This window comes from Rhizobium ruizarguesonis (genome assembly GCF_012349115.1).
GTDB classification, from domain to species: Bacteria; Pseudomonadota; Alphaproteobacteria; order Rhizobiales; family Rhizobiaceae; genus Rhizobium; species Rhizobium ruizarguesonis.
In genome coordinates, this window is record NZ_PQIG01000079.1 from 68,999 (window position 1) to 93,850 (window position 24,852).

A 24,852-nucleotide genomic window follows, 5' to 3' on the forward strand; every position below is an offset into this window, starting at 1 on the left:
TACCCGCTAATGAAGAGATGCGTTGGAATCAGGCATGCTATCTATTCGTATAGCCTTCCAAAAGCTCGCATCGTCCCCATTGATGGCGAGCGGCACGTGGTGCCGCGGCTTGCACCTAGTTCCGCTCGTAGGTGTCCGGATGACCAATTCGAAGCTGCCTTCCGCCAGCCAAGAGTCTTGCACGTTCGGACTTCGGCTATACCCCCCAGGACAAGCCTGAAGATCTTGCGAGAGACGAATCCGAAGAGCCCCCGTGGGACGAACGCTACGACGCCGCGAATCGCCAGCTTCAATTTGCTGCGTGTAACAGGCCATCGTCCGATGTTGACAACGCCCACTTTGCATGCGTAAAGTGGGCGATGTCAACATATCTAGGCCAAATATGTTGACACACGCAACATCGTTGCAAGATGAGCACGCACGACCAGGTCTCTGCTGCCACTGTGGATCGCACACCCACTAAAGGTGTGTCACCGGATATTCTCAAAGAATCCAATGGGATGTGATGAAACGAGTCGAAAAGAAAACATCAAGGGCGGAGCGGAAGGCAAGGCGTCCTGATGAAATACTGGAGGCCGCGTTCGAGGAATTTGCGGCGAAAGGTTATGCGGCAACGCGTGTCGAAGACGTCGCAAGCCGACTGGGGATAACAAAGGGAACGGTCTACCTCTATTTCCCGACCAAGGAAGTTCTTTTCCAGGAAATGTTTCGCCAGGCCTCGACGTCATCCGCGGACCTGTCGACCGCCATCGGCAGCCTTCGTGGATCCTGCGCCGACCGGATACGAGGCCTGCTGCTGATCTCCTATGAAAGCACGGCCAACGACCGAAAGACGAGAGAACTTCTGCGCTTGTCCCTCGCCGAAGGCACTCGCTTTCCCGAAGCGGTCGATTTCTATCATGGCAAGTTCATCGCGCCGACGCTTGCTGCCCTCACGGCCCTCGTCGAGCAAGGCGTGAAATCGGGAGAGTTTCGGCAAGACGCGGCGGCCCATGCGCCGGACGTACTCGCGAGTTCGATATTTCACGTTGCCGTCTGGCGTCTCATGTTTGCGGGTCGAAAACCGATCGACGGCAAGGCAATTGTTGAGGCGCACATCGACCTCGTGATGAGCGGACTCGTGCAGCGTTCGGGACGCAGGTACTGATCTGGCGAAGTACGTCAGCGGAGGGGAGCTTGGCAGTCTTCGATGCGTGGCAAGGCCGGATGCGTCGTGCGACGTCCGGCCTGAACCTCCTTCCGGTGCCGAGCGGAACCTAATTCCCGCCAGGCACGCGATCGTAATTCGACGATGGAACTTCACCCGTCACCAAGATATTTCCCTGGATCTTATAGACGATCCGTAGATTGGCGGCTGCGGCCTGAAGCCAACCGACCGCTTCTTCCGATGTCCATGCCGTACCCTCTGGCGGCAGGCTCTCAAACAGGCCGGCAATCAGAGGATTCACAGACGGGGAGCCGCTATTGCCGCCGCTTTGGTTCGTCCCGCCGCCAACGGACGGGCCGGAGCGGCTCTGATCCGAAGAGCTCGCATATACCTCGCCAGAAGAGCCTGAAGACCTGGCGTCAGACGAACCAGAAGAACCAGCGTGAGACGAACCCGACGATGCCCCGTTAGCAGAGCCCGCGCTGCCGTGGGACGAACTCGAGGACGCCGTGCCAGAGGAGCCCGTAGCGGAGCCAGACTGGTATCCATAGGAAGAATACGTCGTTCCGCCCGTGCTCGAGGCTGCCGCAGCACCGGTGACGACGCCTGCCGCATACCCGCCCAGGACGTAGGCTTCGCGGCGATAGTATCCACGCCCATAGTCTCCACCGCCATAGTCTCCACGGCCATACCCTCCGTGACCATAGTCTCCAACGCCGTGGTCCCCACGACCATAATAACCACGGCCAAAGTATCCGTTGCCGTTGCCAGACACCTTGAGATCGCCAGAGTTGTTGACGGTGAGGTTGCCCGAGTCCTTTGCGGCGATGTTGCCCCCGGAGTTCATCAAGGCGCGGTTCCCATTGATGTTACCGCCTGAGTTCAGCGTGTTGCGGATATTTCCGGACAGGTTGCCCCGTCCGCGGCCAGGCCCTTCCGCCAATCGCCCCTTGGCGCCACCGACATTTGGCAGACGAGTACGAGGGTTCACCGGTGGACGGTTCTGCACGTGCATCGGCGGGCGGCCATGGGCCATCGGCGGACGCTGTATGCCGCGCATCTGTGGACGTGGCAGCCCTCCCGGCCCTCCCGACGGCAGATGTGGTGGGCCTCCAGACGGCAGGGGCGGTGGGCCGCCGGGCGGCGGTGCAAACTGACCGAAGGCCGCGTCCGATGTAATGGCCGTCAAGGCGAGAAAAGCAAAGCAGGTGCGCTTCAGATAGGTCATCACTTGGCCCTTTCCGTTTCCGGCGCGGCGGCCGCAGTCGGCTCAATCTTTTTCACACCAGCGGGAGGTTCAAAGGTGAATTCGGAGTCGGACAGAGGGGACTTGGTCTGCCAACTCGTGAATTCGGCAACGAAGCTGGGTTGCCCCTGCAGCAACGGGTATGTGACGACCAGACGATGCGGCGTCGCTGCGCCATTTTTCTCGACCCACAATTCGAGATCGATGCCGGACTTCTGAGAGAAAAACAGATGCCGGCACTCGACGCCGTCGACAGTGGCCGTGCCCACCTGCCAGGCGGCCATGGCATCACTCAGCAGGACTTTGTCCGGAGAGACTCCGAAAAGCACGCCGAGCGGAAAATCGACGTCCAGCTTGGTTGCCACCTCGTTGAGCGCAGATGGTATGTCGCCCGATGCCGGGATCGTCGCGTAGTGCTTGCTGTCGGGAAAGAAGACCGATGCCGCCTTACCGTCGTAGAACAAATCGTGCTTGCCGTCATCGCCGTCGAACTCGACGGCGATCCGGTCGGGACGACGCACCGTGATTTTCATCGTATGGAAGATGTGAAGCGGTTGTCCGGACTGATCCAGGTAAATGCTGATCGTTCTCGCCGTGATCGTCAGGTCCTTGGCAAGGAGCGTCTTTCCCATCTGCGCAACGGCGGTCGCGGCCTCGTCGCTGACCGCTTTTTTTACGGGCGGAGTCGGCTCATCCGCTCGGGCTGTCGGCAGCGCGGTGAATCCTACGATCATGCCGAGCGCGGTAGTCTGGAGCGCATTCCGCAGTGTCGCGGTCACCCGGCGCACGCTTGCGCGGTCAACAGACGGACTGGTGGCGATAGACGGTCGCCGGGCCTTCAAGAGGGCCCGCCGCAAACCATTATAGACTTCCATGTTCATTTCCTTTGATACTCAAGAACGAGATAGCGCGAGCCGACTGTGGCTCGTCGCGAGGTAGAGTTGGTCAGGGTGCTGGAGCGTTCCTGTCGCACGGCGCCGCAAAGGGCGTCGTGCGACCGCAACCGATCCTACTGCATGAACCAGCCGTGGCTCACGACCAGCGACTGGCCGGTCACCGCATTGGACCTGGCCGCCGCGAAATAGAGAACAGCGTCGGCCACATCATCGGTGCTGGTAAACTCGCCGTCGACCGTGTCCTTGAGCATCACCGTCTTGACCACCTGCTCCTCGCTGATGCCGAGCTCCCGCGCCTGCTCGGGGATCTGTTTGTCGACGAGCGGCGTGCGCACGAAGCCGGGACAGACCACGTTGGCCGTGACGTTGTGCTCGGCTCCCTCCTTTGCCAGTACCTTGGCCAGTCCGATCAGTCCGTGCTTGGCCGTGACATAGGGCCCCTTCAGCTTCGAGGCTTCCTTGGAGTGCACGGAACCCATGTAGATCACCCGGCCATAATTGGCGGCATACATGTGCTTGAGGCAGGCGCGCGTGGTCAGGAAGGCGCCGTCGAGATGGATCGAAAGCAGCTTTCTCCAGTCCGCAAAGGGAAAGTCGACCAGCGGCTTGACGATCTGGATGCCAGCATTGCTGACCAGCACGTCGATCCTGCCGAACCTGGCGATCACCTCGCCAACGGCCTTTTCCACCTGCTCTTCGTCGGCGACGTTCATCGCCACGGCGAAGGCATCGCCGCCCTTGCTTTTGACCTCGGCCGCCGTTGCGTTCGCGGCGTCAAGATTGAGGTCGGCGATCACGGGAATGCCGCCTTCGGCTGCGAAGCGAAGCGCGATCTCCTTGCCGATGCCGCTCGCGGCTCCGGTGACAATCGCCACTCTTCCATCAAATCGAGACATGGATAGTTCCTTTCAGTTGCGGGAGATCAGTCGTGTTGGAGGTAGTCGAATACGACCTCGCCGAGGCCGAGCGTCAGGTCGGCGATGTAGTGGCTGGCCGACGTGACCTCGCGCACGGGGAGACGCGCAACGTCGCACATCGCGTGTTCGAACAATTGCAGGGCTGCCGGGCCGGCCCATGCGCCCTTCAGGGTCACATCCTCGAGATAGTAGCGCACGAGTTCGCAAATCCGGGGCGAACCGTCGACGTCCGGGATGACCTTCAGCACGAAGGCGGGCTTCGCCATCGCCTTTGCCAGCGGCTCCAGCGGGAGCTCGCGATGCTTGTAGCCCATGGTCGCCCTCACGCAGAGAACCGAGCCATAGTGCAGCGTTCCGACGAGCGTCTCCTGCTCGTGCGACAGTTTCGGCGTTGCCAGCTTCTTCGGAAAGCCCCAGATCTCGCGGCCGCCGGCGATCGGAGAGTTGTCATCAAGATACATGGCATGCACATAGCTGCCTTCCTGCACCTTGCCCGATGGCGTCGTGAAGCGCACCGGAATGACCTGCCCGGTTTCCGTATAGTCCCCGAAGCCAGTCGAATCCGGCATGCGGATGAATTCATAGGCGACGGTGTCGCCGATCACTTCCAGCGGCTCCGGCACGACGGCGCGCAGGGTCTCCGGATCGGTCCGGTAGTTGATGACGACAAATTCGCGGTTGTAGAACTTGTAGGGTGGCCTCGGATAGGCCGGATTGTTGAGCGGCATCGCGAAGGCATTTTCGCGGACTGCGGCGATCTTCATGGTCGTGCTCTTCTCTTTGGGTGAAATCTCAATCGAAGTCGAAAATGGCGACGCCGTCCGGCGTGCCGGGCCGCTGCAGCACCTCGGGGTGGCGCAATGTTTGAAGGGCGTCGTTGTAGCCGGAGGCCCAGTGCTCCTCCATCGTCAGCCGGGAGAACTCGTAATCCTTGGAGCTCGCTTCGTATTTCTTGGCGCGATATATGAGCTGGACGATGTTGTAGACCTTCTCGTCGGCCTGATCGACGAGCAGCTTGATCTCCGGATCGGCTTGCAGCAGAGCGTCCTGCGGGACGAGTTCGACCAGATGGCCGAGTGCGCGGCGCAGCCGCTGCTGCGTCCTGAAATGGTCGGTCGCCGCGCGCGTGCGGCTCGAGAAGCGGATATCCTTCTGCCGTAGTTCGATTCCGAGCAGGTCACGCGGGAACTCGCCATTCGCGCTCCAGAGGTCAACCTGAAAGGCCAGCGTGTCCTGGCGCGGCGCGTTATCGAGGACCCATTGCAGCGGCGTGTTGGAGATGAGGCCGCCGTCCCAGTAACACTCGCCGTCGATCCTCGTCGCCGGGAAGCCAGGCGGCAGGGAGCCGCTCGCCATGATATGTTCGGGGCGGATATTGTGGGTCGTAGTGTCGAAATACTCGAAGTTGCCGGTGCGCACGTTGACGGCGCCGACGCTGAAACGCATGGCCCCTGTATTGATGCGGTCAAAGTCCACCAGCCGTTCCAGCGTCGCCTTCAGCGGTGCGACGTCGTAGAAGCTTTCCGCCTCGATGCTGCCGGCGGATGAAAAGAAAGGTGGCACCGGACGTGGCGTGAAGAAGCCTGCGGCGCCGTCCATAAGGGTGGCGAAGGCATGTGCCTGATTGAGCAGGCCACGCGCGAAATCACCCTGGAGCCCCATCGCCCCCAACATCGTCGAAAACAGAGTGGGAAACCCGTGAGCCGGGGCGGTTACCGTCTCCCAGAAGCTCCTGAGCGCCTCCACTCGTCTTTCGGGCGGATTGCCGGCGATCAGAGCGCTGTTGATGGCACCGATGGAGATGCCGGCGACCCAGTCAGGATGCAGACCGGCTTCGGCCAGTGCTTGATAGACGCCGGCCTGATATGAACCGAGCGCCCCTCCGCCTTGCAACAACAGCGCGATACGCTCGAACGGCGGACGTTCTGCGAGGCGATGTGCCTTGTCTTTGACGGTATGTTGTTGGGCGGCCATGCAGTTTACCTCGGTTGTTGATCCCGCTGCCTTTGGTTCCAAACCGGCCGCAGCTAATGTTGACGATGCCCACTTAAGCGTTGGAGTGGACAATGTCAACATCCGTTTGACGGAATGTTGACATGAGCAACTTAAGAATCTAGGTGGCCGGCATGACCCAAGACATTTCACCAAACACCAGCGCCCTACCACCATGGCGACCTGCACAGGGCGATCATAGAGGCCGCGCTCGAGGTTCTGAGCGAGGCTCAAAGCACCAAGTTTTCGCTCGTTGCCCACATACGCCTGATCTCATCTCGACCGGTCGTGGACGCAGCCGAATTGGCGATGGTAAGGATTGTCGAGACCTATTTGACGCCCAATCGCTCGCTCTATGAAATCCGGGGCGTTGCCTGTTCCCGCACCATGACGCGGGTCTCAGCACGGTTGCGGTGCTCGGCTTTGTCCGAGCAAACGACCTCGACCTCCGCCGCCGCCACCCCAGCGGCTTGCGCGACCGAAAGCCATGCTGCCCGGGTTATCCGGAGCGGGTTGACAGAGTCGGCGATCACGGTCCTGCCGAGGGTCAGATTGTCTCCGGCGATACCGTAAGCCACGATATAGCCTGCAGGCCCAGCATCATCGGCAATTCCGGAAGCGCGGATTGCCTGCTCGATCGTATCGACGCGCACATAGACCGCTTTCAACCGCTCAGCCAAAGCGCGGGCAATCGTCGTCTTTCCACAGCCAGACAGACCGCCGAGGCTCCTCGCTGCGTAGTGGTGCTCCGGGGTTGCTGAAGCGTTTCTGAACCCTGTCGAAGGAGCTGTTCAAATGCCCTGGCAGAACCACACGCCTCCGACAACAATGGCGAGCATCGAAAACGAGGCCATGAGTGCATTTTGCACTTTGACGCTTCGGGCGCCCGACCGACCCGCGAGCAAGCCAATGAAGGTTGAAAAGGTCGCCATCGCTGCGATCGTGCCGAGACCGAACACCAGGAGATAGGCGGCCGCTTCTGTATTCGTGGGCAACGCCAGCGCCGGCACGATGCCGAGCAAGTGCGAACTGCCGGCGAGTCCGTGCACCGTGCCAATTGCAAAGGCCGGATGCTTGTGCCGGTGACGGTGCGAATGCCCACAATGCCCGTGGGAATGAGTTGGGGCCCGATCGGCAAATGCTGCCCGTAATCCCCAAATGCCGATGCCGCAGAGCATGACGCCCACGAAACGCTCGCCCCAGGCGGAGACAATATCGATGGACATGGTATCGCGGAGCAATAGCGCGAACAGCCCCACGCCAACGACGCCGGCGCTGTGTCCGACCCCCCATCGAATCCCAGTCCGCCAGGCCCGAGCTTTGGCGTCGACGGCATATGGTGCGATGGCGGCAAGGTGATCCGGGCCGGAAACGACGTGAACAAAGCCTGCCAAGAGCCCGGAGGCCAGAAGGGTCATCAGAACGAAGGGGGGCATGTCTTAGCCTTTGGGGCGGTGGAATTCTCATAGCGGTCAGGGAGCGCGATCCAGCGTGGCACGGAGCGAATGTTCAGCCACAGCGCATCATCATTCGGGCAATCGAATGCGTGCTCGGACGTGGGAATTGATCATGTCCGCGAGCCATATCATCCCGCCACGCCAGAATCCGTGCAGCCGCTGTTGATGGCTGCGATAGAGGAGAACGTGACCAAGCTGCGCCACGCGTCCGCGTATGAAGCCGCCCGTGAACATCCCGAATTGTCCCAGCGAATCGTAGGCGCCGTAGCCGCCTAGCGATACGATCGAACCGAAGTCCCTGTAGGAGAACGAGGGCAGCTCCCTCCCTTCCAGCCAGCCAGGAAGATGACGGATCAAATGCGAAGCCTGCTGATGCGCAACCTGGGCTGCCGGAGGTAGCGGCCTGCCGTTGTCTTCCACAGAAAAACTCGAACAGTCCCCGACGGCAAAAATCCGGGGATCAAGCGTCGTTTGCAGGGTTGGTCCCACCACGATCTGATTGTTGCGTGTCACCTCAAGGCCATCGAAAGAGGCGCAGGCATCCGACGCCTTTACACCGGCCGCCCATACCTTCAGCTCAGCGTCGATCTTTGTTCCGTCCGCCAGTCGAAGGCAACCGGCTTCGGCGGCGACGACCCGCGCGCCCGTCAGGACGGTGACGCCGAGCCTCTCGAGACGCTCCTGAGCGGCAATCGCCACACGATTGGGAAAGGCACCCAGCAGCATGGGGCCGCTCTCGATCAGCGTCACCTTGACCTGGTCGCGCAGTCCGGCTGCGCCGTAATAGGCGGAGACATCGGCGAGCTGGACAAGCTCTGCGGCGAGTTCGACTCCCGTGGCGCCGCCTCCGACCACCGCGATCTGCAAGGTGCTGTTGGCCGCGAGCGCTTCGAGCATGTGCGCCATTACCTTGCGATTGAAGTTCATCGCCTGGGAACGGCTGTCGATCGTCAGGCAATGGTCGCGCACCCCTGGCGTTCCAAAGTCGTTCGCCTCGCTACCCGTGGCAAGGATCAGCGTGTCATAGGAGATCGCTCGTTCCGGCAAAATACGGCGACCGTCGATCTCCAATGGGTTCAGATGGACCTTCCGCTCTTTCCGGTCGATGCCCTTGAGTTCTCCCGTCTCGAACACGAAACGTCGGTTGCGGGCTTGGGAGATATAGGAGGTTTCATGCTGGGAAACGTCCGTGGTTCCGGCAGCGATCGTATGCAGCATCGGCTTCCATACATAGGCAGGCTCCCGGTCGACCAGCGTCACGGCGATCGAGGTTTTGCGTAGGCTTCCTGGCAGTTTGGAGGCAATTTCCAGCCCGGCGATTCCGCCCCCGACGACCACGATCTGGTGGGGCCTTGAAGGCGCGCCTCCATGTTCAGGATCCTGTGTCTGCGGCTTGTCGGATGGTGTGGATGATTTCCGCATTTATCTTCTCCAGATATAATCACTTGCAAGACACCGCGACCTCAGGGGTCGCGGTCGCAGTGTCGTCGGGGGTTTCGCCAACTGCAGGAGCGCGCCCGCCCCGACCGTTTGTCAGCTCCGACGGCTCGACGATCAGACGCCCGCTACGACGGTAAGTGGTCAGAAGGCGCGCCCAGTTTGCCAGGATCGAAAGCCTTGCATGGCCCCCGCCCGACAAGGTTCGAAGATGCAGCAGTCCCCACGACAACCACGCGGGAAAGCCGGTGATCGAACGGCCGCAAAATTCCGCGACGCCGACGTTTCGCGAGATGGTTGCCAGCTTGCTCGGCGTGAATGACGCGTAAGGCTTGGGATGGGTGGTGTTCGCAATCCGAGCGGCGATAAGTCTGCCGACGTATTTGCCTTGATCCTGCGCAACCGACGCCAGGCCCGGCATCGCCCGGCCGTCGGGGCCCATGACATGGGCCGCATCGCCGACAACAAAACACTCGGGATGTCCCGGCACGGAAAAATCGTCGAGAACCGCCACCTTTCCGTCCGGATTAACATGGGTGCCGATTGTACCTGCCAGGGGCACTCCCTCGACGCCGGTGCACCACAACACGGTAGCAGCCGCGATGCGCTCGTCGCCGACGATGACGCCCGCCGCATCCACATGAATTACGGGAACACCCAGCCTTACCTCGACCCCCTGGCCTTCCAGCGCACGGGCCGCATAGGCCGAATGTCGTTCGCTGAATGCCGGAAGCAATCTTGGCCCCGACTGGACGAGTACGATGCGCGCCTCGCTGAGGTCGATATTTCGAAAGTCGGATGCGAGCGTCCTTCGGGTAAACTCGCTGATCGTGCCTGTGATCGCGACGCCCGTCGGCCCACCGCCTACGACGACCACCGTCATGTCGCGCGCCTGTTTCCAAGGATCAGGCTCCAATTCGGCTCGCTCGAAGGCCTTCAGAAGTCGATTGCGCGCGGTGACGGCGTCGCCAAGCGACTTCAATCCAAGCGCGTGCGGCGCCCATTCCGCCTCGTGACCAAAATAGCTCGTCTGCACTCCCGTCGCGACCACCAGGATGTCATAGGCCAGATCGTCGCCTTCATTCATGACGACAAGCCGGCGGGACAGGTCGATGCGCTTCGCCTCCCGCATTTCCACCCGGACATTGTGCATCTCTTGCAGAAGCGATCGGATAGGCGTCGCAATTTCCGCCGGTTCCAGGATCGCCGTGGCGACCTGGAAGAGGAATGGTTGAAATAGGTGGTGATTGTTGCGGTCGACAAGCGTGATGTCGGCATTGCTGTCGCGCAATGCGCGGACGGCAGCCAGGCCGGCGAAACCTGCGCCGATGACAACGATCTTGCACAGCGATGTCCGGTTTATCGCGGCGATTTGGTGAGCGGTCATACGGCGAACTCGCGGGCGACGGTAATTTGTTTGGCGGCACTCGCCTTGGCAAGGAGTTTGCGCGACCTCGGCGTGTCGCGGAGTTCTAAATTGACCAAGGCCAGCTCGAGCGCTCGCTTTGGCCGATTGCCGACCCCCATGAAGAAAGCCGCCGCGTGGTCGGCATAGGCTTCGGGCCGACGCGCCAGGAGCCGCTCATATGCTTCGGCTGCAAGTTCGGCGTGTCTGGCGGATCTGCCGTCGCCACGCACGGCTAGGATTTCGGCATAGAGCGCGCGGTACTCCGGATCATCGGAGGCTTCCAGCAGGGGCGCGACAAGCGCTTCTGCAACGTCCAACTTTCCTTGCGCGAACGCCACCTCGGCGCGATGCCCGCGTCCCGGAACGTGTGCCGGCAGCACCGCGTCGAGCGCTGCGAAGATTCTCTCCGCTCGATCCAGATCGCCCCGACGCATCGAACTCACTCCCCATTCGAAGAGAAGTTGCCCGCACGGGAAAGGAGACACGCCATCGTCGGCGTTGAGCGCAGCCAGATAGCAGGTCTCCGCCCTTCCCCATTGATCCATCTCCGCCAGCAGCGTCGCGAGGCTTGCAAGCGTATCAATCCGAGGATTGCGCTTCGCCAGTCTTTCGCGCAGGACCAGCGCTTCGTTGTAGTATCCGGTCGCCTGAAGCAGAGCCGCCCGTTCTGCTTCAATTTCCTGTCTCGGATATCCAGCCACCAGTGCTTGAGCGAGAAGCCCTTTCGCTTTCGTGAAACAGTGGAAGCGTCCCGCGATCTGCGCGCGAACATAGAGCGCTCTTGCGCAGTCGGGCGACATGTCAATCGCTTCGGTGGCGATTGAGTCCCCCCGGTCGTGGTCCGCGACACTGCCGAGCAAGTCGCCGCGAAGAAAGAAGAGCTTCGCGAGCGTCAGCAAGCTTTCGAAGCTCGCGCTCGCAGCACGCTCCCGCTCCAACCCGTCGATCGACGTCGACAGGTTGGCGAGAGCAATACGCCCGCTCGTATAGCGCCCGCGATCGATCATCATGAAACGTGACTTTTCAGGCCGGTGAGCAGCGCCGGATAGCCCCGCGTCAGCGAGCCCCCGTCGATCGCAATCGTATCGCCATTGATCGATCGCGCCTTGTCGGACGCGAGAAACACGGAAGCGGCGGCAATTTCTTCCGCAGCGACAGCGCGGTTCATCGGGATGACGCCCAGGAAGAGGTCACGCATGGCGGGATTTTCGAGCTCTTTCCTGGTCAAAGGTGTTTCCACGAGACCGGGCGCGATGCCGACGACACGAATGCCTCGACCACCGAGTTCCAGGGCGCCGCAGCGGGTGATCATGTCCACCCCGGCCTTCGCGGCACAGTAGGCCACCTGACCTTCGCCGGCCTGCCGCGCGTTCACCGAGGAGATGTTGATGATGACGCCCGGCCGTCCTTGTTCGATCATGATCCGGGCGCCATGCTTGACCCCGAAGAACACTCCGCCGAGCGTCACGTCCTGAACGGCTCTCCACTTTTCGGCGGTAAGCTCGGTAAGCGGCGTGATCGCACCAAAGCCCGCGCAATTGACGACGATATCCAGCGAGCCGAAATTGTCGAGCGCAGTGATCATAGCGCCCTGGACCTCAACCTCGTTCGAAACGTCCGTCAAGCAACCGATCGCGCGATCACCGAGCTCTTGGGTGACCTCGTCGAGCGCTTTCGCATTGAGATCGCAAAGCACCACGCTCGCGCCCGCTTCGATAAAGGCCGTTGCAATCGCCCTGCCGATGCCCGACGCGGCGCCGGTCACGACGGCGCCCTTGCCTTTCAACTCATCCATTTCAATTCTCCATCAATGGCGGTGGTCTCCCACTCGCAAAAAAATCGGACTTCTTGTTCCAGCCTAGCGGCGCTCGGCCTCAAGGTAGTCGTAGACGACTTCGCCGTCGTTGAGGGTCATGTCCCAGAGGTGCTGGCGGCCTTCGAGAACACGAACGACCGGAAGCGCCGCGACCGGGCAGCCGGCATGCGGGACCATGAACAGTTCCGCGGGACCGCCCCATGCGCCCTTCAATCGGACGTCGTAGAGATTGACCTTCACGAGCTGGGCTACCTTCGGCGTGTGATTGTCGACGTCGGGTAGAAGCTTCAGCACGAGCTGGGTGGTCTGCAGCTCCTGCTCTATCTCGGCCAGGCGATCAGACAGGTCGACCATGCGGTACGGCATGGTCGCAAGCGCGACCTGCGTTCCGCCATAGGAGAGGGTGCCGGTCAACACCTCCCGGACGGCTTTCAGCTCGGGCTCGCCGTGCCGCTTCGGGAAGCCGAGGATCTCGCGACCGGCGAGCGTCGGCGACTCGCTGTTGAGGAATGCCTGGAAGACGTAGATGACCGGCTTGCCCTCGAAGGTGCAGGCCACCGAATGACCGATCTCGACGTACGGCCCGAATCCGCTGACATCGGTCATGTTCCGCCACTCGATGGTGACGCGGTTGCCCTCGGCGGGTTGGAGAGGTCTCGGGACGACCGCGCGTACGGCCTCCGCTGTGCTCTCGTAAGTGACGATGAGCTGGTGCATGTCCTTGTAGTGCCAGGGCCCCCGCGGGTAACTGGGCCTCAGCGTCGACATCACAGGATACTCCAGGAACCAGTCGGCGATGCTGCCATTGGCTTTCATGCTGTCCATGTTCAATTCTCCACAAATGCGGGCACGGGAAGGTCCGTCCGCTGGTTGGCTTGACGCACGTAAGGAAAGACCGGAGCGGCCGGATTGGTCGGACCGTCGACCCCATCGCCCAGTCGCTCGCCGCGCCCGCCGTTCACGAGCAGCGTGAGCATCTCGTCCAGGATGTCGTCGTCCAGCCAACGACCGCCTGCGGTGGCGTGCGGACGGTCCTCGAGCACTGCCCGCTCGATCTCGAGGAAATTGCCCGTCGCGAAGGGGTGAGCGAGATCCAGGATCAGGTAGTCGCTCAAGAGCAGATCCCGCATGGGATGTCGGCCGTCCGCTGCCGATGGCCAGGCAATCTCGCCGTCGAGACCGTCGAAGAACGCAAGCGATGAATCGACACGCGACTCGTAGAGCGCCCGATATTCCTTGGAGAGCGAAAAGGCGTCCTCCTTGTTATAAAGGTCTCGCAGTTCGACACCCTTCGGCTCGCGTGTCGCATTCGACAGCATGACGTTCTTCATTTCCGGCCGGCCGACACGTTCGAGCCGGATCGGCTTGCCGCGGCGCGCGACAACCGTTTCCGCAATGGCCGCAATGAGTGTGACGCCACCCAGGCGTTCAAGGATTGGAGCGAACGGCACCTCGACGACGATCGTCAGCACGTCGCGAAACTCGACGGTATTCGTGCCCTTCTTCTTGAAGGACAGCTTGCCGGTCATGTCCGTGCGGATAGTCGCCTCGACGTCCATGAAGAACGGGTCGCTGACCAATCCCGCATAGACTCGCAAGCCGTCGAGTTCCAACGGCTCGCCAGAGGCGAAGCCCGCCTCGCGCCCGTTCGAGGTGACGACTGTCCCCTTCTGTACCGACGTCCCGTCCGGCACGTCGCTGAACAGCACGTCGATCGTATGTTCCGCCGGACCGTGCTCGAAGCTGTCGCCCGACCGGGTCAGCGGCCGCAGCCGGAATCGGTAGGTCACGACATCGCTGAAGAAGGACTGCGATGTGGCCATGGGAAACGCGTTCATGATCAGGACGAGATTCCCTTGGCGTTCCGGGCTGGGAAAGGCGTAGAAATCGGTGATGTCCACCGCTGGATCGTCCATGACCGCGGGGCCGCTGAAATGGTCTGACATTGTGTTCGCCTCTTTCCGTGGAATCAAAATTTTTGATCGATGATGCCCGTGAGCGCTTTCAGCCCAGGCACGAACAAGTATTCGCCGCCCTTCACCGTCACGAAGTTAGGCAGGTCGAAAAGGAACGGTCGCTTGGCGCCCGGAACGGACATTTGCGATCCTTGGCCCCCGACGCCATTGAACGGGTCCTGCTCGGCCGGGTCGAGCCCCAGAAACTCGCCACCGCTCATCCATTCGGCCTGGACGAATTCGAACTGTCGTTCGATGTCGGCCTGGATGAACAGGTTGATTAGGCCGCGGTCGACCCCATCGTCTTCAAGCGCGCCATTCTTGAGAGGCGGGCCGTACTCGACGCCGCGCCGCAGCAGTCGGTGGCGCCTCACGGCAGTCGCCCGCTTAAGGGGTGTGGCACGCGGGTTGCTGCGACGCAGGTGCGAGCCGAGCGGACACCGCAGGCCTTGGTCATCGCCGGCATAGGTGAAATCGTTGCGCCGCTCAGGGTCGGCGGCGATGGCCGGATCGTCCTTCTCTGGCGACAGGTCGAGTGGGCAACCGCTGGGCCAGCGCCCCATAAGCTTGGCCGCGACAAGGTCCCGGTGTTCCTGATCGTCGCTGCCGAAGAGCGACCGCGCGGCGGTCGCCAGGTATCGACGGAACGCTGCCACGTCCTGGTAGAGCTTGCGGAACACCATGTATGTTCCGTTCAGCCGTAGTTCGAATGGTTCGGGCGTCATCGTGCCGCCGGGTCCGACCTCGTCCTCGTAGCCGAGCAGGAACTCTCCCGGTTTCAGCGGGCGCCATGTGCCGTCGTTTTCGAGCACCCCATCGCCGGGATAGGAAGGCGTATCGGCGCCCTCGATCGGTGGCTGGGAGATTGGATCGGCAAACCCGAAATGCTCGCCCTCGGACCCGATTCCGCTTTCATGCGCGAGCGCCATGGTGTCCTGAACGAACCGGATCTCGACCCCGCCGGTCGCTTCAAATTCCTCGCGAAGGATATCTGTTGCCTCTTCCCGACCTTGGCCGGAATCGGTTCGGAGCCACGCCATCGCGTGGATGTCGGCCCCTCCAAGGCCGCCATCCCAGTGTTCCGGCGCATGCGGTCCGATATCGCCCACGATACAGGCGCGGCCCCGCATGCCTACCCGGAACGCCTCGGGAAAGCTGTCCAACGAGCGTTGGGACAGACCTAGCGTCTTCAGGCCTTCGTAGGTGAAGCCGACATTGATGGTGAAACGCATTCCATGCTCTTGCGAGCGCGCGTTGACGCGGTCGAACATGTTGCTCAACCACGCACGTGATTTCGCGCCGTCATTAAATTTAAGGAAAATATGGCGGCCGTAGCGCATCAGAATCGGCGCCACGACGTTATCCTGAATGTCATGCAGTTGAGCCTTCAGGTCAGCCGACGTTAAGCTCGGTCGAGAACCAAGATCTGGCATGCTTATTGTCCTTATTGCGTAATTTGCCGCATCATGGGAGACGCGATCGGCCGAGGCCTGCGGCGACAGCCGATCGCCCTCCAGGAAGGCCAGGGGCGGAACGACCTTCCTTTGCCCGCTTATTTGCTAACGCGTGCGGCGACATCCTCGTACTGCCACTGGCGAGCCACCTCGGTGTCGATCATCGCGCCGCTCGGCACTTGCTTGTAGGATTCGGCCAGCTCTCCGAAAAACGAATTGACGGCGTCTTCGAGCTTGCTCTCGCCCTTGGCGACCGCGCGCTGAAATCTCTGGGTTTTTTCGTACCAGTCAGCGGCCTTATAGATCTGCCCGAGGCTGAGGCTGGGAAAGACATCGTAACAGGCCAGCGTCTTGATCTGACCGCGTGCGATATATTCCACGACGTCACGTGCCGTCGCATCCGGGCCGCTCGGACACCCTACGCACTGACCCCAGATCTTCGTCAGGTTCTCCTTCCCATTGAGAACGAAGTCGTCGAAGTATTTGTCGAGCGTCCCGTCGAACTGAGAGATGAAGAACAGGGTGTAACCATCGAAGTCCTGTGTCCTGGCGACGAACCAGCGCGCCGTCCTGATCAGGCCTAGCATCGTCGTCGCCTCCGAAAACGTCTTCCCAGGGCCGCCCCAAACAGGGACATCGCGGCTAAGCGTGTCCGTGAACGCAACGAGATCGGCGTCGGGCTTCAGCCCCCACATGCCGGTAAATTCCTTGACCTCGTTCTTGCCGCCCTTGCCCATAACAAGACCAGGGTAACGCAGGCCCCACCCGCTGGCGTTCGCGCCGTGTTCGGACAGCGCTTCCAAGCTGCGGTGTTCATGGCTCATTTGCAGTCTCCAATCTGATGGCGTAATGATGTTGACAGCGCCCACTTAAAGGGTAGTGTGGGCATTGTCAACTTCATTCGCCAAAAAAAGTTGACACGAGCAACTTAAGAACCTAATGGACGAATATGACCAAAGAAATTTCCACCATAGAGCAGCGCCCGTATCACCATGGCGACCTGCAAAGGGCGATCGTAGAGGCCGCACTCGATGTCCTCAGCGAGTCTCAAAGCACGGAGTTTTCGCTGCGTGAGCTCGCCCGACGGGCCGGCGTCAGTCACAACGCCCCGTACAAGCACTTCGCCGACAAGCGCGAATTGCTGGCCGCCGTCTCGGCGGTCGGGTTCGAACTGCTGGCTAAGCGGATGGCCGAAGCGACCAAGGAGCTCGACAGTCCTCGCCAGAGGCTTGGGGCAATGGCGCGCGCCTATGTCTGCGGCGGCGTCAACAATCCAGCGCTCTACAGATTGATGTTCGGCGGCTACCTCGGCGGTCAGGACGATGGGCGTCCCGCGATCGAAAGAACTGCCGCCTACAACATGAAAGCCCTTATCGTTGACGCGATTTCCGACGGCGCTCTTGGGCGCCCCATTGCAGATACCGAGGCCAACACCCGCATGTTCGATGGGGCGATACTCGTTTTTTGGTCCCAAATGCACGGTCTAACTTTGCTGCTGGCAGACCGCCTCGTCGGCCCCAGCGACAAGATGGGGGAGCTGACCGAGAGCATCTTGCAAGGCATGCTCGATGGATTGGCGAATTGTATACCTGCAGTGCCGGAAGGCGTTTGGGTGGGCCCTCCGCTAGCCGGGTAGGGCTTGAGGCTCGAGCAACCACTCTATCACTTACGTGGTGCCTGCGCCGGCTGGTTCCGAGAGGAAAAATCATGGATGCATATATCTCTGCTCTGATGGGCCTCGCCGGCATTGCGATTGGCAGCCTGACCTCGTTTGCCACCACCTGGATGACGCATCGATCACAGGTGAAGGAAAAACAACGCGAGGCCGAGGCTGCCAAGCGCGAAAAGCTGTTTTCGGATTTCATCGCAGAAGCCACGCGGCTTTACGGTGACGCAATAAGCCACCAGAAGGACGATGTTTCCGACCTCGTGCTGCTTTATGCATTGGTCGCCCAGATGCGTCTGATCTCATCCCGTCCAGTCGTGGATGCAGCCGAGCTGGCGATGGCAAGGATCGTCGAAACCTATTTGACGCCCAATCGCTCGCTCTCCGAAATCCGGGATCTTGCCCGTTCCGGCGCGATGAATTTTCTCCTCGATTTTGGTGAGGCTTGCCGGTCAGAATTGGCGACAGGGCGCCTGTCTGCCCGACGGTAGGATTTTACGGAACTCGGTAGAAAAGCTACCATCTACCACGTTGGGCGCACAAACCAGCCAAGTGAAGAAAGATCGCCGCCGCACATTGATTTCCGTATCTTGACAGCCTCTACCGGGGCCATCGGACGGACAAAACCGGAATCGCCCCCCAGGAAGGCGGCCGCTATAGGACGCTGCGATGAGCTCTGCCTCGCCCCACGTGTCGGCTCGGAAACGAAATCATACATTCATCGCATCGCCAGCGAGTTCAATCGGCTCACCAGTTCGTCCAAAGCCGCGTCGACAGTTTTCGAAGCCGTATCGATGACGATTGCATCGTGCCATTCGTCATAGGCTCTTTCGGAAATCTCTTGCCATGTCGGCTTCACCAGACCTTCGACGTCGGGGAGGCGCGTTTCAGCACGGTTGCGGTGCTCGGCTTTGTCCGAGCAAACGACCTCGACCTCCGCCGCCGCCACCCCAGCGGCTTGCGCGACCGAAAGCCATGCTGCCCGGGTTATCCGGAGCGGGTTGACAGAGTCGGCGATCACGGTCCTGCCGAGGGTCAGATTGTCTCCGGCGATACCGTAAGCCACGATATAGCCTGCAGGCCCAGCATCATCGGCAATTCCGGAAGCGCGGATTGCCTGCTCGATCGTATCGACGCGCACATAGACCGCTTTCAACCGCTCAGCCAAAGCGCGGGCCATCGTCGTCTTTCCACTGCCAGGCAGACCACCGAAGATAATGAGCATCGTGACCTCGTCGTTTTTGGAGAGGCTCCACGAGAACGTCAGAGCAGCTCGCGGTCGGGCAATACTTCACCATTAAGGCCTGGTTCGCAATTCCTTAGTCAGCACCGGGTTTTCACCACCGGCCCCAACCACGGTATCGGCGGCCTCGTTGATGCTCGTGGACAACCGGCCGGTAAAATCGGTGACGGCCTCACGGCTCGATAACAGGAATTTCGGACGGGAAAAGACCGAGAACAATCGCGCGTGCGTCTCGAAAGAGTTCCAGTTGTTCATTCTACTCCGGTATTCGGCCACCCACTTCAAAAGGCCATCGAACTGGGTTTGGGACTCGCCGCCCTGGATGCCTCGCAGCTTGATGTTGGCGATGCATTCTTCCTCCGGCAGATCAATCCAGATCAGGGTCGTCGTGCGGTTGAGGACCATGTTCGCCAGCTGCCCGTAAACGCCCTCCATGACCCAGGCATCGCGCTCGGCCGCCGCCTTGACCATCTCGTCCCGCAACGCTCTGTCGCGATCGATGCCGTAGCGCCCCGGCTCCCAATGCATGTCATCAAGGTGGACAACCGGATGGTGAAGCTGCTCAGCGATACGACAGGCGAGCCATGTTTTACCCGCGCCGCCGTTGCCCATGATGAGCATGCGGTCAAAGGCGGCTGAGGGATTGGGAAACGTCATCGGCAACTCCGAGGACTTTGCGCTGATGCTGGTTTGTGTGACCTTAGCGCGAGATATTGAATGCTTTCAAATCAAAATTGAGCGCGCGCCATCCTTGCAGCTGTGGCCGCTTGAGGAAAACAATGCTTGCCGCCTTCGAGGGCGCGTGTGGCGCGGCGCTCAGCAGCGTCGCGCGCCAAATGTCCTAGAACTCTTCCCAGTTGCCCTCGGTCGAAGCCGGTGCGGCTGAGGTGCCGAAGGCGGCTGCGAGCTTGCCGCCGAGTGCGCGCGCCGGCGAGGGAGCGGGCCTGGCATGGTCGGTGGCTGAGGCGGGAACCGGTCTGCGCGCCGCAAGCGTCGCCGCGACCGGGCGTGCCAACGGCCTGGCAATCGTCCGGGCGGCAGGAGCCGCGTTGGCCGTCTGGCCGAGATTGAACTGTGCCAGACGCTCCGAAAGGGCAGACACTTCCGTCACCAGCGTGTGCGAGGCGGCATTCGATTCCTCGACCATTGCGGCATTCTTCTGGGTCGACTGGTCCATCTGGTTGACCGCCGTGTTGATCTCCAGGAGACCCGTCGACTGTTCACGGGCGGCCTGGACGACTGCCTGGACGTTGCTGTTGATCTGCTGGACTTCGGCAACGATCGCCTGCAGCGCCTTGCCGGTCTGGCCGACGAGATCGACGCCACGCTTGACCTGGTCGCCGGACGAGGTGATCAGCGCCTTGATCTCCTTGGCGGCCGTCGCTGAACGTTGCGCGAGTTCACGCACTTCCTGTGCGACGACGGCAAAGCCCTTGCCGGCCTCCCCCGCACGTGCTGCCTCAACACCTGCATTGAGGGCCAGCAGGTTGGTCTGGAAGGCAATATCATCGATCACGCCGATGATGTTGGAGATCGACTGCGACGATTGCTCGATGCCGGTCATGGCGTCAACGGCATTGCGCACGACCTCACCAGACTTTTCTGCACCATCCTTGGTGCGGCTGACGAGCGTTCCCGCCTCCTCGGCGCGAAGGGTGGAGTCCTTGACCGAGGTGGTGATCTGCTCGAGTGCTGCGGCAGTCTCCTCGACGGAAGCGGCCTGCTGTTCGGTGCGGCGGGCGAGATCGTCGGCGCCGGAGCGGATTTCCTCCGAACCGGCCTGAATGACGGCAGCGTTTTCGGAGAAAGAAATCAGGGCTGCCTGGAGCTTTTCGACAGACGCATTGAAATCGACGCGGATTTCGTCAAGGGAGTCGGTGAATGGCTTTTCCAGCCGGACGGTCATATCTCCATTGGAAAGGCTGGCCAGTCCGTTGCCGAGTTCGCTGACCGCGAACTTGATCGAATCCTCACGGGCGGCATGGAGGACGGAACGTTCCTGTCGTTCGATCTCTTCGCGGGACCGGGAGCTTTCCGCATCCGTTTCCAGCTTGATCTTCTGGCGATTGCTTTCCAGCAGGATGGCGAGGGAACGTGAGAGGTCGCCGATTTCGTCCTTCGCATTCTTGTCGCTCAGTTGCACGTCGAGCTGGCCATGGGCGATGCGATCGGTCTCGGCAATCACGCCCTCTATGCGGCGGATGAATTTGCGGGCAATGAGCCAGCCTGCGAGACCGAGCAGGAGGGTAGCGATGGCGGTGATCGCAACGGCGCTCCATGCCATGTTGTTGAGTTGGGCAAAGACGGTGGATTTCGGCACCGAAACGACGGCATACCAGTTCAGGTCAGCCGTGAGCTTTACCGGATAGGCGACCGAGAAATAGGTCTGGCCGTCCGGGCCTGCGATCTCCTGCTCGACGCCGGGCTTGGCGATCAACTGATCCCAGCCGGCCGTGAGATCACCGCCGTCCTTGATATTCTTGCCTGCGAGCTCGGCGGAGGGATGGCTGATGATGCTGCCGGCGCCTGTCACGAGGCTGAGATAGCCGGTCTCCATCGGGTGGACTGCCGAGATCGCCTTGTTGGCGTCGTCGAGCGAAATGTCCATGCCGGCGACGCCCAGCGCCTTGCCGTCGACCATGATCGGCTTGGCGACCGAGGTCATCAGCACGTCCTTGCCGTCGACCGCGTAGACATAGGGTTCGATGACGACGGTCTTTTTCTGGGTAAAGGGAAGCTGGTAGTAGTCTCCGGCGCCCGACACGCCATAATCGACCAGCGGCGTGTGCTGGATCTTGTCGCCACTCCTGACCCAGTAAGGCACGTAGCGGCCGGTCGTGTCGTGGCCGTCCTTGCCGACGAAATCCTTGTCCTTGCCGTCGAAGGCATTCGGTTCCCAACCGGTCCAAACACCGAGCGCCATCGAATTATCCTGCAGCATGTTCTTCAGCAGGTCGTCGGCGGTCGCACGATTGGAATTTCCGCCTTCCTTCATCGTCGACAGCGACGTTTCCAACGCATTGACGATGCCGAGCGCCACGCTCATGGATTTCTCGACGCCAAGCGCGTTGGTGGCAGCGATCTGGAGCATCTGATCGAGGCTCGATTTGCGCATATCGTTATAGGCGATGTAAAAAAGAACGCTCGATGCCGCGATCGTCGCGACGACACCGCAGGCTGCCACGGAAAAAATGTTGCGTCCGGTAGCCGATTTGAACTGCATGCGCTTACCTCCTCGAACGGGCAGGTCATCGATCGCGCACCGATCTATTCCGTCCCGGCTTCCCCCTGACCGAGAACTGATTTCGAGACGTGCCTGCACGTCGCGGAAATCGTTCGCAATATAAAGAAAATACGAAGAGGCTGTTAATTTACGGTGTATTGCGCCGGCTTTACCTATGACCGGGCAGCTCGCAGCGCCTCTTTTTAAGACGCGCAAACGCGATGCTGCTGCCGTTGGCGAAACTGTCACATCAAGACGCTATAAGGATTTTCGCCCGGCACCTCTTGCGTCGGCACTGTTTCACCGTCAAAATTGCGACATGCCTGACAGCGACCCATCCAGTACAAGCTCCGCCCCTTCCAACCGGGATCTCCCGACCGACGAAGCAGGCGACCACTGTAGACGGTGCGATGACCTCCGCCTCGCCTCAAGCATATCAAGGCTCCCGCAGAGAGCCGCTTCCCAGACCATTGTCGATGACGGGTGGCCGCGGGGCCCACCCGGTTTTACCGATGGCCCATGACTTTCACTTCAGAGGAGCGGTCTGATGCAACCTGCACTGATGTCAACACGATGAGGGAAAGACGATAGGCGATACGTATATACGTCTATAGAGCGTCCCTTCGAATGCCTCGCCGCTTCGCCCGATGAATGCGGCATTACAACCTCAAAGAATAGGGTCCCTGTGTTTCTGGAAATTGGAATTGTGGCGTTTCTCACCATCCTGAATGGTGTGCTCGCCATGTCGGAGCTGGCTGTTGTGTCTTCTCGAACGGCCCGCCTAAAGGTTCTCTCCGACAATGGAAGCAAGGGTGCAGCCCAAGCGATCAAACTTGCCGAAAATCCCGGTCGTTTTCTCTCTACAGTGCAGATCGGCATCACGCTGGTCGGCGTTCTATCCGGCGCGTTCTCAGGGGCCACGCTCGGCGGCCGCCTGAGCGGATGGCTGGAAGCCCAGGGGATGTCATCGACGGCGGCCGATGCCATTGGCGTAGGTTCAGTCGTTGTGGCAATCACATATCTTTCGTTGATCGTCGGCGAACTTGTTCCCAAGCAGATCGCATTACGGGAACCCGAAGCGGTTGCGGCCAAGGTCGCGCCCGCTATGGCGGTACTTTCAAAAATCGCGCTGCCACTCGTGTGGCTTCTGAACGCCTCCGGAAATCTTGTGCTCAAGCTCTTGGGCCAAACAGGAAAAGGTGGCGACAATGTCTCTGACGCAGAGATCAAAACTGTTCTGGCCGAGGCGCAGTCGGCTGGCGTTATTGAAAGCGAAGAGTCCGCGATGATATCAGGCGTCATGCGGCTGGCGGACCGCACCGCCCGAGCGCTTATGACGCCCCGGCGAGACGTCGAAATTATTGATATCGACGACAGCCTTGATGAAATTCGGACCCAGTTGCACCGGACGAAGCGGTCGCGGTTGCCCGTTCGAAAAGGCAGTTCGGACGAGGTGATCGGCATCCTTCCGGTCAAGGACTTCTACGACTCGATGTCCGAACACGGCACTGTCGACATCAAGGCTCTGACGCAAGACGTCCCGGTGGTTTCAGATCTTTCAACTGCCATCAATGTGATTGAAGCCATCAGGAAATCGCCCGTTCACATGGTGCTGGTTTTCGACGAGTACGGCCATTTCGAGGGGATTGTCTCGTCGGGTGACATTTTGGAAGCAATCATGGGGGCTCTCCAGGAGGGACCTGTCGATGAACAGGCCATCGCTCGTCGAGACGACGGTTCTTACCTCGTGTCGGGCTGGACGCCGATTGACGAGTTCGCTGAATTCTTAAACCTCAGGCTCGATGGCGATCTGGAATATCAGACTGTCGCCGGCCTGGTGTTGGAAGAGTTGAAACATCTGCCGGAATTGGGCGAGAGCTTCACGAGAGATGGATGGCGCTTCGAAGTCGTCGATCTCGACGGGAGGCGCGTGGACAAAATACTTGTATCGGCTGAGTGAAGATCGACGGCTGCCTTGGTCGCCGGCGACTTCGCCGATGAGATCGTCAAGCTCGATGGCCGCAACATCGACAAGATCCGCATCCACCACATGGACGATGTGACCTGACAGCAGGAGTGAACGCCATGGCATGGTCCGCCAATCAATATGTGAAATTCGAGGACGAGCGCACGCGACCGGCGCGTGACCTGTTGGCACAGGTGCCGCTGCAAAACATTCGTCATGCCATCGATCTCGGCTGCGGCCCGGGCAATTCGACCGAGCTGATCATCGAGCGCTATGGGGCGGTCGGCGTCTCCGGCGTCGACAGCGACATGAACATGTTGGAGGCGGCGCGCAAGCGGCTTCCGGGTACTGCCTTCGTCGAGGCGGATCTCGGCATCTGGCAGCCGGATGAACCTGCAGACCTTTTGTTTGCCAATGCCGTCTTCCAATGGCTGCCCGATCATCTCGATATCTTCGACCGGCTGATGGACGGGCTTTCCGAAGGCGGCGTGCTGGCCGTGCAGATGCCCGACAATCTCGGCGAACCCTCGCATCTGGCGATGGAAGAGACCGCCCATGCCGGCCCGTGGAAATCCGCCTTCGAGGCGAAGAGCGTGCGCCGCAAGGCGCTGCCGCCGCCGTCCACCTATTACAGCCGGCTGATCGCCAAAGCTTCACGCGTCGATATCTGGCACACCATCTACAATCACCCGATGGCGGATGCGGCGGCGATCGTCGAATGGGTGAAGGGAACCGGGCTGATGCCCTATCTCGCCCATGCCGGCGAAGAGCATCGCGAGGCATTCCTGGCGGATTACCTCAAGCGGTTGGAAAAGGCCTATCCCAGGATGTCGGACGGGCGAGTGCTGCTGCGGTTTCCGAGGATTTTCATGGTGGCGGTGAAAGGGTAATCGGCCGCTGCCGGCATGTCCGGTTCGCGCCGATGGTAGCCCTCACCCTAAACCTACCGTGTGGCTTGCCCCTCACCCTAACCCTCATATGCGCTAGGTTAGGCGGGCGCGGAGATCGTCGCATTGTTTTCGGCGTCGT

The 24,852-nt window shown here is 60.8% G+C and carries 21 protein-coding genes and 1 pseudogene; 5 read left to right on the forward strand and 17 right to left on the reverse strand.

Annotated elements, in window-relative coordinates; all coding sequences use genetic code 11:
* Positions 1-505 precede the first annotated feature (505 nt).
* Positions 506-1,147, forward strand: coding sequence for a TetR/AcrR family transcriptional regulator (locus tag C3Y91_RS17860; RefSeq protein WP_075224795.1), 642 nt, complete (start codon positions 506-508; stop codon positions 1,145-1,147).
* 1,227 nt (positions 1,148-2,374) lie between these two features.
* On the opposite strand, the gene C3Y91_RS17865 is transcribed toward C3Y91_RS17860, so the two are convergent.
* The 14 genes and pseudogenes from C3Y91_RS17865 to C3Y91_RS17935 form a co-directional block, all read right to left on the reverse strand.
* The gene (locus tag C3Y91_RS17865) at positions 2,375-3,268 is read right to left on the reverse strand and encodes a DUF2092 domain-containing protein (RefSeq protein WP_168575647.1); all 894 of its coding nucleotides are present in this window, start codon (positions 3,266-3,268) and stop codon (positions 2,375-2,377) included.
* Between the two features lie 134 nt (positions 3,269-3,402).
* Positions 3,403-4,185, reverse strand: a complete 783-nt coding sequence (locus tag C3Y91_RS17870; RefSeq protein ID WP_075224793.1) for a 3-hydroxybutyrate dehydrogenase — start codon at positions 4,183-4,185, stop codon at positions 3,403-3,405.
* Between the two features lie 26 nt (positions 4,186-4,211).
* A complete protein-coding gene (locus tag C3Y91_RS17875) occupies positions 4,212-4,970 on the reverse strand; it encodes an acetoacetate decarboxylase (RefSeq protein ID WP_075224792.1) in 759 nt (252 codons plus the stop codon).
* 28 nt (positions 4,971-4,998) lie between these two features.
* A complete protein-coding gene (locus C3Y91_RS17880) occupies positions 4,999-6,180 on the reverse strand; it encodes a patatin-like phospholipase family protein (protein ID WP_168575648.1) in 1,182 nt (393 codons plus the stop codon).
* A gap of 407 nt (positions 6,181-6,587) precedes the next feature.
* Positions 6,588-6,914 (reverse strand): annotated as a pseudogene (locus tag C3Y91_RS17890) (P-loop nucleotide/nucleoside kinase family protein); the annotation flags it as partial.
* 75 nt (positions 6,915-6,989) lie between these two features.
* Positions 6,990-7,634: an urease accessory protein UreH domain-containing protein gene (locus C3Y91_RS17895; RefSeq protein ID WP_168575649.1), complete on the reverse strand. Its 645-nt coding sequence runs from the start codon at positions 7,632-7,634 to the stop codon at positions 6,990-6,992.
* A 90-nt stretch (positions 7,635-7,724) separates the two neighbouring features.
* The gene (locus tag C3Y91_RS17900) at positions 7,725-8,993 is read right to left on the reverse strand and encodes an NAD(P)/FAD-dependent oxidoreductase (protein WP_343227736.1); all 1,269 of its coding nucleotides are present in this window, start codon (positions 8,991-8,993) and stop codon (positions 7,725-7,727) included.
* A gap of 103 nt (positions 8,994-9,096) precedes the next feature.
* On the reverse strand, positions 9,097-10,479 hold the full coding sequence (locus C3Y91_RS17905) for an NAD(P)/FAD-dependent oxidoreductase (RefSeq protein WP_130763379.1): 1,383 nt from the start codon (positions 10,477-10,479) through the stop codon (positions 9,097-9,099).
* Positions 10,476-11,510, reverse strand: a complete 1,035-nt coding sequence (locus C3Y91_RS17910) for a tetratricopeptide repeat protein (protein ID WP_130763378.1) — start codon at positions 11,508-11,510, stop codon at positions 10,476-10,478. The genes C3Y91_RS17905 and C3Y91_RS17910 overlap by 4 nt, the downstream gene beginning before the upstream one ends.
* Positions 11,507-12,295 (reverse strand): SDR family NAD(P)-dependent oxidoreductase, encoded by a 789-nt coding sequence (locus tag C3Y91_RS17915; protein WP_018070843.1) that lies wholly within the window; start codon positions 12,293-12,295, stop codon positions 11,507-11,509. The genes C3Y91_RS17910 and C3Y91_RS17915 overlap by 4 nt, the downstream gene beginning before the upstream one ends.
* 63 nt (positions 12,296-12,358) lie before the next feature.
* Positions 12,359-13,141 carry an acetoacetate decarboxylase gene (locus tag C3Y91_RS17920; RefSeq protein ID WP_018070842.1) on the reverse strand — a complete coding sequence of 261 codons (783 nt, stop codon included), beginning with the start codon at positions 13,139-13,141 and terminating at the stop codon, positions 12,359-12,361.
* Positions 13,142-13,143: 2 nt separating this feature from the next.
* A complete protein-coding gene (locus C3Y91_RS17925) occupies positions 13,144-14,262 on the reverse strand; it encodes a DUF4331 family protein (protein ID WP_168575650.1) in 1,119 nt (372 codons plus the stop codon).
* 23 nt (positions 14,263-14,285) lie between these two features.
* Complete coding sequence (locus tag C3Y91_RS17930; protein WP_174827068.1) at positions 14,286-15,704, reverse strand: Dyp-type peroxidase; 1,419 nt, start codon at positions 15,702-15,704, stop codon at positions 14,286-14,288.
* A gap of 119 nt (positions 15,705-15,823) precedes the next feature.
* Complete coding sequence (locus tag C3Y91_RS17935) at positions 15,824-16,549, reverse strand: hypothetical protein (protein WP_130763376.1); 726 nt, start codon at positions 16,547-16,549, stop codon at positions 15,824-15,826.
* 125 nt (positions 16,550-16,674) lie between these two features.
* Here C3Y91_RS17935 and C3Y91_RS17940 point away from each other — a divergent pair, with 125 nt between their 5' ends.
* Together C3Y91_RS17940 and C3Y91_RS17945 are read left to right on the forward strand one after the other, a co-directional pair.
* Positions 16,675-17,361: a TetR/AcrR family transcriptional regulator gene (locus tag C3Y91_RS17940; protein ID WP_018070838.1), complete on the forward strand. Its 687-nt coding sequence runs from the start codon at positions 16,675-16,677 to the stop codon at positions 17,359-17,361.
* A gap of 71 nt (positions 17,362-17,432) precedes the next feature.
* On the forward strand, positions 17,433-17,882 hold the full coding sequence (locus C3Y91_RS17945; protein ID WP_130743288.1) for a hypothetical protein: 450 nt from the start codon (positions 17,433-17,435) through the stop codon (positions 17,880-17,882).
* A gap of 227 nt (positions 17,883-18,109) precedes the next feature.
* Here C3Y91_RS17945 and C3Y91_RS17950 read toward each other — a convergent pair whose 3' ends face one another.
* From C3Y91_RS17950 to C3Y91_RS17960, 3 genes are all read right to left on the reverse strand, one after another.
* Entirely contained in the window at positions 18,110-18,616 is a 507-nt protein-coding gene (locus C3Y91_RS17950) for a P-loop nucleotide/nucleoside kinase family protein (protein ID WP_130763375.1), read from the reverse strand.
* 72 nt (positions 18,617-18,688) lie between these two features.
* Positions 18,689-19,291 (reverse strand): P-loop NTPase family protein, encoded by a 603-nt coding sequence (locus tag C3Y91_RS17955; protein WP_246780203.1) that lies wholly within the window; start codon positions 19,289-19,291, stop codon positions 18,689-18,691.
* A 184-nt stretch (positions 19,292-19,475) separates the two neighbouring features.
* Complete coding sequence (locus C3Y91_RS17960) at positions 19,476-21,857, reverse strand: methyl-accepting chemotaxis protein (protein ID WP_130685212.1); 2,382 nt, start codon at positions 21,855-21,857, stop codon at positions 19,476-19,478.
* A 685-nt stretch (positions 21,858-22,542) separates the two neighbouring features.
* Here C3Y91_RS17960 and C3Y91_RS17965 point away from each other — a divergent pair.
* Positions 22,543-23,817, forward strand: a complete 1,275-nt coding sequence (locus C3Y91_RS17965; protein WP_018070831.1) for a hemolysin family protein — start codon at positions 22,543-22,545, stop codon at positions 23,815-23,817.
* Between the two features lie 125 nt (positions 23,818-23,942).
* The gene (gene tam, locus C3Y91_RS17970; protein WP_024323857.1) at positions 23,943-24,713 is read left to right on the forward strand and encodes a trans-aconitate 2-methyltransferase; all 771 of its coding nucleotides are present in this window, start codon (positions 23,943-23,945) and stop codon (positions 24,711-24,713) included.
* Positions 24,714-24,852: the final 139 nt, after the last annotated feature.

Coding starts and splice junctions, on each gene's coding strand:
- C3Y91_RS17860 (WP_075224795.1), top strand. CDS start 506: ATGAAACGAGTCGAAAAGAAAACATCAAGGGCGGAGCGGAAGGCAAGG.
- C3Y91_RS17865 (WP_168575647.1), bottom strand. CDS start 3,268: ATGGAAGTCTATAATGGTTTGCGGCGGGCCCTCTTGAAGGCCCGGCGA.
- C3Y91_RS17870 (WP_075224793.1), bottom strand. CDS start 4,185: ATGTCTCGATTTGATGGAAGAGTGGCGATTGTCACCGGAGCCGCGAGC.
- C3Y91_RS17875 (WP_075224792.1), bottom strand. CDS start 4,970: ATGAAGATCGCCGCAGTCCGCGAAAATGCCTTCGCGATGCCGCTCAAC.
- C3Y91_RS17880 (WP_168575648.1), bottom strand. CDS start 6,180: ATGGCCGCCCAACAACATACCGTCAAAGACAAGGCACATCGCCTCGCA.
- C3Y91_RS17895 (WP_168575649.1), bottom strand. CDS start 7,634: ATGCCCCCCTTCGTTCTGATGACCCTTCTGGCCTCCGGGCTCTTGGCA.
- C3Y91_RS17905 (WP_130763379.1), bottom strand. CDS start 10,479: ATGACCGCTCACCAAATCGCCGCGATAAACCGGACATCGCTGTGCAAG.
- C3Y91_RS17910 (WP_130763378.1), bottom strand. CDS start 11,510: ATGATGATCGATCGCGGGCGCTATACGAGCGGGCGTATTGCTCTCGCC.
- C3Y91_RS17915 (WP_018070843.1), bottom strand. CDS start 12,295: ATGGATGAGTTGAAAGGCAAGGGCGCCGTCGTGACCGGCGCCGCGTCG.
- C3Y91_RS17920 (WP_018070842.1), bottom strand. CDS start 13,141: ATGGACAGCATGAAAGCCAATGGCAGCATCGCCGACTGGTTCCTGGAG.
- C3Y91_RS17925 (WP_168575650.1), bottom strand. CDS start 14,262: ATGTCAGACCATTTCAGCGGCCCCGCGGTCATGGACGATCCAGCGGTG.
- C3Y91_RS17930 (WP_174827068.1), bottom strand. CDS start 15,704: ATGCCAGATCTTGGTTCTCGACCGAGCTTAACGTCGGCTGACCTGAAG.
- C3Y91_RS17935 (WP_130763376.1), bottom strand. CDS start 16,549: ATGAGCCATGAACACCGCAGCTTGGAAGCGCTGTCCGAACACGGCGCG.
- C3Y91_RS17940 (WP_018070838.1), top strand. CDS start 16,675: ATGACCAAAGAAATTTCCACCATAGAGCAGCGCCCGTATCACCATGGC.
- C3Y91_RS17945 (WP_130743288.1), top strand. CDS start 17,433: ATGGATGCATATATCTCTGCTCTGATGGGCCTCGCCGGCATTGCGATT.
- C3Y91_RS17950 (WP_130763375.1), bottom strand. CDS start 18,616: ATGCTCATTATCTTCGGTGGTCTGCCTGGCAGTGGAAAGACGACGATG.
- C3Y91_RS17955 (WP_246780203.1), bottom strand. CDS start 19,291: ATGACGTTTCCCAATCCCTCAGCCGCCTTTGACCGCATGCTCATCATG.
- C3Y91_RS17960 (WP_130685212.1), bottom strand. CDS start 21,857: ATGCAGTTCAAATCGGCTACCGGACGCAACATTTTTTCCGTGGCAGCC.
- tam (WP_024323857.1), top strand. CDS start 23,943: ATGGCATGGTCCGCCAATCAATATGTGAAATTCGAGGACGAGCGCACG.